Annotated in this window: 5 protein-coding genes; 3 read left to right on the top strand and 2 right to left on the bottom strand. The window is 38.4% G+C overall.

Annotated elements, in window-relative coordinates; translation table 11 throughout:
• The first annotated feature begins 624 nt into the window (after positions 1 to 624).
• Both mnmE and mnmG read left to right on the top strand, forming a co-directional pair.
• Positions 625 to 2,022 carry a tRNA uridine-5-carboxymethylaminomethyl(34) synthesis GTPase MnmE gene (gene mnmE / locus BM057_RS11015; protein WP_047390881.1) on the top strand — a complete coding sequence of 466 codons (1,398 nt, stop codon included), beginning with the start codon at positions 625 to 627 and terminating at the stop codon, positions 2,020 to 2,022.
• 172 nt (positions 2,023 to 2,194) lie between these two features.
• A complete protein-coding gene (gene mnmG, locus BM057_RS11010; protein WP_092093777.1) occupies positions 2,195 to 4,090 on the top strand; it encodes a tRNA uridine-5-carboxymethylaminomethyl(34) synthesis enzyme MnmG in 1,896 nt (631 codons plus the stop codon).
• A 76-nt stretch (positions 4,091 to 4,166) separates the two neighbouring features.
• Here mnmG and BM057_RS11005 read toward each other — a convergent pair whose 3' ends face one another.
• Both BM057_RS11005 and BM057_RS11000 read right to left on the bottom strand, forming a co-directional pair.
• Entirely contained in the window at positions 4,167 to 5,330 is a 1,164-nt protein-coding gene (locus BM057_RS11005; RefSeq protein WP_092093774.1) for a site-specific integrase, read from the bottom strand.
• A gap of 100 nt (positions 5,331 to 5,430) precedes the next feature.
• Positions 5,431 to 6,030, bottom strand: a complete 600-nt coding sequence (locus tag BM057_RS11000; RefSeq protein ID WP_092093772.1) for a helix-turn-helix domain-containing protein — start codon at positions 6,028 to 6,030, stop codon at positions 5,431 to 5,433.
• Positions 6,031 to 6,293: 263 nt separating this feature from the next.
• Between BM057_RS11000 and BM057_RS10995 the strand changes: the two genes are divergently transcribed.
• Entirely contained in the window at positions 6,294 to 6,551 is a 258-nt protein-coding gene (locus BM057_RS10995; RefSeq protein ID WP_092093769.1) for a helix-turn-helix domain-containing protein, read from the top strand.
• The last annotated feature ends 380 nt before the right edge of the window (positions 6,552 to 6,931 follow it).

The raw sequence follows: 6,931 nt of genomic DNA, 5'->3' as shown, positions 1-6,931 counted from the left end.
TCATTGTCAAATCGTAGCACGTTTTAACCATACGTTAGCTGGAACAAAATTAAACAGGGTTCTATTCGTGTAACAAATGTTTGTGGTTTCTAGAATAGCAGGAAACCCAATCATCTTTAAATACTTTTGCCTTCCTTACAGCTTATGCTATGTAGCTGCAAAGAAGGCTTTTTTATACAATATACAGCAAAGGATTTTTAAGCGCTTTTGATTTGCCTTCCTAAAAGAACAGGCTTCTTGCCACCATTTTTTGTGTCATCGTAAAGCCTAATAAAGTTTTCTAAGAAAGGCGCTGCCGTCTCATTGATGCGGGCATTGTATGTTTTACATGAAAAGAAAATCATTGGGTTGTTAGTTGTAGGTTCTTTAGCTGCTTTGAAGGCATAGAGAAACCGAAAAATAGGCAAAAAAATGGTGTTGACAAATGAGTTGCATCCGTGTATGATGCATTAGGAAACAGGGAATGACGAATATTTTCTGTAGTTTCAAAAAGTAATATTAAAATTAAATAGATTTATCTTGAATGATAAAAGTAGTCAAAGTGCTTTTCCATTCCTAATATGATTAGGGTGGAGTGGGCACTTTTTTCGTGCACAAAAATCATAAAATGAAGAAGAAAGAGGAGTGAACGAGTTGTCATTTGAATTTGATACGATTGCAGCGATTTCGACGCCTCCTGGTGAAGGCGCGATCGGGATCGTTCGCTTAAGCGGAGACGAAGCTTTGGAAGTGGCGGACCGTGTTTACAAATCTGGTTCAAAAAAATTAATAGAAGAGCCTTCTCATACAATTCATTATGGACATATCCAAAATCCAAAAACAGATGAACTGATCGATGAAGTAATGGTCACCATCATGCGAGCTCCAAAAACATTTACACGTGAAGATGTCGTGGAGATCAATTGTCACGGCGGCGTGGTCGCGGTTAATCATGTCTTGCAAACCGTTTTGCAAAATGGCGCTCGTTTAGCTGAACCAGGTGAATTTACCAAACGTGCTTTCTTGAATGGACGGATTGATCTTTCGCAAGCAGAAGCAGTGATGGATTTGATTCGAGCAAAAACAGATAAAGCGATGCATGTTGCTTTGCAACAATTGGACGGAAACTTGTCTGCGTTGATTCGCAGCTTGCGTCAAGAAATTTTAGATACTTTAGCACAAGTTGAAGTGAATATCGATTATCCGGAATACGATGATGTTGAAGAACTGACATCTAGACTGCTGATCGAAAAAGCGAAGGAAGTAAAAGCGAGTGTCCATCATTTATTGGAGACAGCCAGTCAAGGTAAGATCTTAAGAGAAGGTCTGGCTACAGCGATTATTGGACGTCCTAACGTCGGAAAATCTAGTTTATTGAATCACTTGCTAAGGGAAGAAAAAGCGATCGTCACAGAAGTAGCTGGAACGACGCGAGATGTGATCGAAGAATATGTCAGTGTAAAAGGCGTGCCGCTAAAATTGATCGACACAGCTGGTATTCGAGAAACAGAGGATATTGTTGAACGCATCGGTGTTGAACGCAGCCGGAAAGCATTAAGCGAAGCGGACTTGATTTTACTGGTGTTCAACCAAAGCGAACCGTTGACAGATGAAGACCGTGACTTGATCAAAGCAACTAATGGATTAAACCGGATCGTGATTTTAAATAAAATGGATTTGCCAAATCAATTGGATCTCGAAGTAGTAGAAATGCTCGTTCATGATGATCCAGTCGTGAAGACATCCATTTTGGAACAATCGGGTGTAGAAGAATTGGAAAAAAATATCGCTGACCTTTTCTACTCAGGAAAAACAGGCGAAAAAGACGCCACGTATGTTTCAAATGTGCGCCATATCGCTTTGCTGCATGACGCAGAAGCAGCACTAGACGACGTGATCAACGGCATCGAAGACGGAATGCCAGTCGACCTCGTTCAGATCGACATGACACGCAGCTGGGACCTCCTAGGAGAAATCACAGGCGACAGCGTACAAGACGAACTACTAAACCAACTCTTCAGCCAATTCTGCCTAGGAAAATAACAGCATGCGGAGAAAGCCTGTGAGAGTCACAGCAAAAACAGGAAGTTGTTGAAGAGAGCAGTGAAACGCGCAGCTCAACTTCGAGGATGCGGAGAAAGCCCGCAAGAGAGCGCAACGCTTCCTTGATAAAAATAAAGTAAAAAAACGAAATCAAAAAAGAAGGAATGATTTGATGAATCGATATGAAGCAGGAAAATACGATGTCATTGTCGTGGGTGCCGGACATGCTGGCTCAGAAGCGGCACTAGCTTCAGCTAGAATGGGCATGCAGACTTTATTGGTAACGATCAATCTTGAAATGATCGCTTTTATGCCTTGTAACCCATCCATAGGCGGACCAGCTAAAGGAGTAGTGGTCCGTGAGATTGATGCTCTAGGCGGAGAAATGGGCCATAATATTGACAAAACTTACATTCAAATGCGGATGTTGAACACGTCAAAAGGACCAGCTGTACGAGCTTTACGTGCGCAAGCTGATAAGTTTATGTATGCAAATGAAATGAAAAAGACGATTGAACAGCAAGAAAACTTGGATCTTAAACAAGGGATCGCAGAAGAATTGATCGTGGAAGATGGCGCTGCTAAAGGAGTCATTACCAATACTGGAGCAATTTATCGCGCAGATGCTGTTGTATTGACAGCTGGTACTTCTTCACGCGGCGAAATTATTATCGGTGAATTGAAATATTCATCTGGTCCAAATAACTCGCAGCCATCGATCAAGCTATCTGAAAGCTTGCTTGAAAATGGTTTTGAACTGAAACGATTCAAGACCGGTACGCCGCCACGTGTCAATGCTTCTAGCATCGACTACAGTAAGACAACTGAACAACCTGGAGACGAAGAACCGCATCATTTCAGCTATGATACATCGGATAGTGCTTATTTGAAAGAGCAATTGTCTTGCTTCTTGACCTATACAAATGAAAAAACACATGAGATCATCCATCGCAATTTACACAGAGCACCGATGTTTACAGGGATCGTTGAAGGTGTAGGTGCGCGCTATTGTCCATCGATCGAAGATAAAATCGTTCGTTTTAGCGACAAACCGCGTCATCAATTGTTCTTGGAACCAGAAGGCAGAAACACCGAGGAAGTATACGTTCAAGGTTTATCTACTTCGCTTCCTGAAGATGTTCAAGTTGACATGCTGCATACGATTGAAGGATTAGAAAACGCCAAAATGATGCGTACAGGCTATGCTATCGAGTACGATGTCGTTTCACCTTATCAATTGCGTCCATCATTAGAAACAAAACGAATCGACAACCTTTTCACTGCTGGCCAAATGAATGGAACATCAGGTTATGAAGAAGCAGCTGGGCAAGGGATTATTGCTGGAATCAATGCTGCCCGCAAAGTCCAAGGAGAAGAACCAATCGTCTTGAAGCGTTCTGACGGCTACATCGGTGTCATGATCGATGACTTGGTCACAAAAGGAACCAATGAACCTTACCGTCTGCTGACTTCTCGTGCGGAGTACCGTTTGTTGCTGCGTCATGACAATGCAGACTTGCGATTGACTCCGTTAGGCCATGAAATAGGATTGGTTCCGCAAGAACGTTACGATCAATATCTCGTGAAAAAAGCGCAAATTGAAGGTGAATTAGAACGTTTGAGTCACATTCGTTTGAAACCAACAGCTGAGATCCAAAAATTCTTAGCTGACAAACAAAAAGCACCATTAAAAGACGGTATCTTAGCGATTGACTTTTTACGCCGTCCTGAAGTGTCTTACCGAGAATTGCTGCAATTTGCACCGATGGATGTTGAACTGCCGAAAGATGTGGCAGAACAAATCGAGATCCAAGTGAAATACGAAGGTTACATTGTCAAAGCGGTCAAGAAAGTCGATAAGCTAAAACGGATGGAAAACAAATTGATTCCAGAAAATATCGATTACCAAGCCATCAGCGGCATCGCAACAGAAGCTAAAGAAAAATTAGCAAAAATCCAGCCTGAAACGGTAGCACAAGCAAGCCGGATCAGCGGCGTAAACCCTTCCGACATTTCAATTTTAATGGTCTATATCGAACAAGGGAAGATTGCAAAAGTCGAAGCTTAAAGGATTGATATTAAAGGATTAAGGGGGAAAAAGGTATCCTCATAATATCCTCTGACCCCGTTTTTGACCTCGCTTATCATCCGTTCATGTAAGACTCAAATAATTCGACTGTTTCATTTTGCCGATTTTTTGATACTTTAATATAAATGTCCATGGTTGTTTTAGAAGAAGAATGTCCTAGCCTATCTTGTACATCTTTTACTTGAGCACCTGCTTCAAAGAGAAGGGTAGCATGAGTCTTTCTAAAGCCATGGACTTTGATTATCTTCATATCCGGGAACTTCCGTGCTACTTTATCCATGACATGGTTAGGGTAGCCTTTGTAAAGGAAGTCCCTTTTTTTATTCCCTTTGATAGTGCTGATTACAGGTATATCATCTATATTATCTATCCGAATCCCCCTAGAAAGGTTCTTTTTTGTTACAGAACGTTTCCATTTTTTTAGAATACGTGAGGTTCCGTTATCAATTGAAATTACTCTCTTTGATTTGTCTTTTTTTGTAGGATTAATACATAGAGAGCCATCGGATAGTTCTACTAACGTTTTGTTGAAACGGATAGTTTGATTATCGAAATCTATGTCTCTCCATGTCAGCCCGAGTATTTCTCCTTTTCGTGCCCCTGTATAAGAAGCTATTCTAAAGAATACTAAAGCACGCTCATCTTTTAACTTATGCAAACATTCAAAAAACAGATGTAGCTCCTCTTTTGAATAGACTTCCTCTTTGATTTCAGTAGAATTACTAATTGATTTAGGTGTAATTGTCCTCTCCATGGGATTGTTATCAATCACACCCAAAAGTATGCCATAGTTAAAAACTTGTGATGCGTAACTTCTAATTTTTTGAAAAGATTGATATTTTGTAGCCCAATCTGTTAATATTTTTTGACATATAGAAGGAGTGATAGAGTCCAGTTTCATGTTTCCAAAAGAAGGGAGTATTTGGTTAGTAAAGTAATTTCTTACGCGTTGCTCAGTCGTATTTCGGATGTTAAGGGTATGCTGACTCATCCATAGATTATATAGTTCTCTGTATGTCCGCACGGAGTTATTATTTAGTCCCTTGGATTCGATTTCTAATTGTAATCTAGCTAAATCTAAGCAAGCTTCCTTTTTTGTTTTAAAACCTCTACGTGTTGTCCGTCTTTCTTTTCCAGTTATGGGATCTTTGCCCATGTAAAGCTTGTAGAACCACGCTGTTGTACCATCACTTTTCTTATATTGTTTCAGTGTTGCCATTGATAAAACCTCCTTACAGAAGCCGTACAAGCCCGCTGAGAGCTCATAGGCTACTTTCCATCGCATTCCCCCTTTCTTTTAAATAAATTACCAGCTGTATTCATCTTCGTATTTTATTACTTAGATATTTTATTAACAATTTTAATTCATCGATCGTTAGTTCGTTTTTTTCAATATCAATTAATAAATTCTCTACTTTGGGCGGAAGAGTTCTGACAAATAGATTTATTTTTAAGCTGTTCTCCGTATGCATCAAGAATAAATCTACAATATTAGCTATATCAAAATAATCAAAATTTAAACGTTCGGTATCCTCAATTACATTTTTTATAATTAAACTTTTTTTTTCCTCGGATACAGATTCATAGAAACTGAATAGCTCGTATTGTTGAGAATGTTTCAATTTATTTTTCACCTTGGAATACAGAAAGGACTCGGTTGTAAACAATGAAACGATGTATTTCTGAAAATCTCCGTAAACAATATCTTCAACTGTTGTTTTGCCTAGTATAGCAATCAGCTCAAGACTACCATTATTAGGTAGCCTTTTTCCTTTTTCCCAATTAAAAACGGCGGCTTTTGTTGTGCTATTAATTAGCTGTCCGAATTGTTCCATTGTACAGTTAAAACTTTCACGAATATTTTTAATTCTTTTCCCAACTAATGTGGGATCGTAAAAATCGTATTTTTTGTAATTCATTATTATCACCTATTTTAATAATACTATTTAATGTTTACTTAGTAAACACTTTTGTTGACTTATTATTGTAAATGTTTTTTAATAGTATTGTAAAAAAGAGTTATTTACGGGTTGGGGAATTTTTTTTAGGGTTATTGACTTTTGTCAATAACCCTTTTTAAATGCTTTTTATTAGTGTTATCCAACATTTTTTATGTTGATATTCTATTCGTTTAACTATATGATTCGGTGTATAAAAATTGTTTTTTTAGGAGGCTTTAAAATTGAAAATAGAAGTAAACACCGGAAGGGTATTTGAGGAATTCAAGTCAGAGTTGAGAAGTGAAATAAAGTTGATAACTGAAATGAATAGATTTGGAGATTATCTCACTACATCGCAAACAAAAGAATATTTAGGAGATATTTCCACAAACACGTTGGCTAAATTACGTAAACAAGGATTAAAACGGGTTACTATTGATGGTCTGTGTCTATACAAGAAAGCAGACATTGTTGAGTTCCTAGATGAGCATAAGTATTGATTCACTTAACTTAAATAAAATTATTTATTTCTGAATACTGAGTAGTCTTGGCAAAAGGCATAATTAGGGCTTTAAGACCTTGGGGCTACTCGCCCCAAACCCGAGCAATCTTTCAGATTGACCGAGGAAGGGGCAAAGCCCCCTCCCGAGGATAGTTATTTTGTTAATTTTAAAAATGATTTTATTATCGATAATTAAAAGAAAAATACTTGCTCAGTTGTAAAGTCAAATGCATAAATTTTTATAAAAACCTTGGTAGACAAAGGATTTGCTAAAAAGTCAGTGTTATCAAGGGATGGGATAATCTTCTGTCTTTAGTCTTGTGCCCATTCTATTTTTTTGGCTTATTGTTGGTGCGTCTTTTAGCGTGTCTTGCAATA

Source organism: Pisciglobus halotolerans (assembly GCF_900113675.1).
Taxonomy (GTDB): domain Bacteria; phylum Bacillota; class Bacilli; order Lactobacillales; family Carnobacteriaceae; genus Pisciglobus; species Pisciglobus halotolerans.
The sequence above is the reverse complement of the archived record's forward strand: the minus strand, read 5'-3'. Positions and strand labels throughout refer to the sequence as shown.

Excerpts from the sequence above, each read along its gene's own strand:
- mnmG (WP_092093777.1), top strand. The coding sequence starts at position 2,195 with ATGAATCGATATGAAGCAGGAAAATACGATGTCATTGTCGTGGGTGCC.
- BM057_RS11005 (WP_092093774.1), bottom strand. The coding sequence starts at position 5,330 with ATGGCAACACTGAAACAATATAAGAAAAGTGATGGTACAACAGCGTGG.
- BM057_RS11000 (WP_092093772.1), bottom strand. The coding sequence starts at position 6,030 with ATGAATTACAAAAAATACGATTTTTACGATCCCACATTAGTTGGGAAA.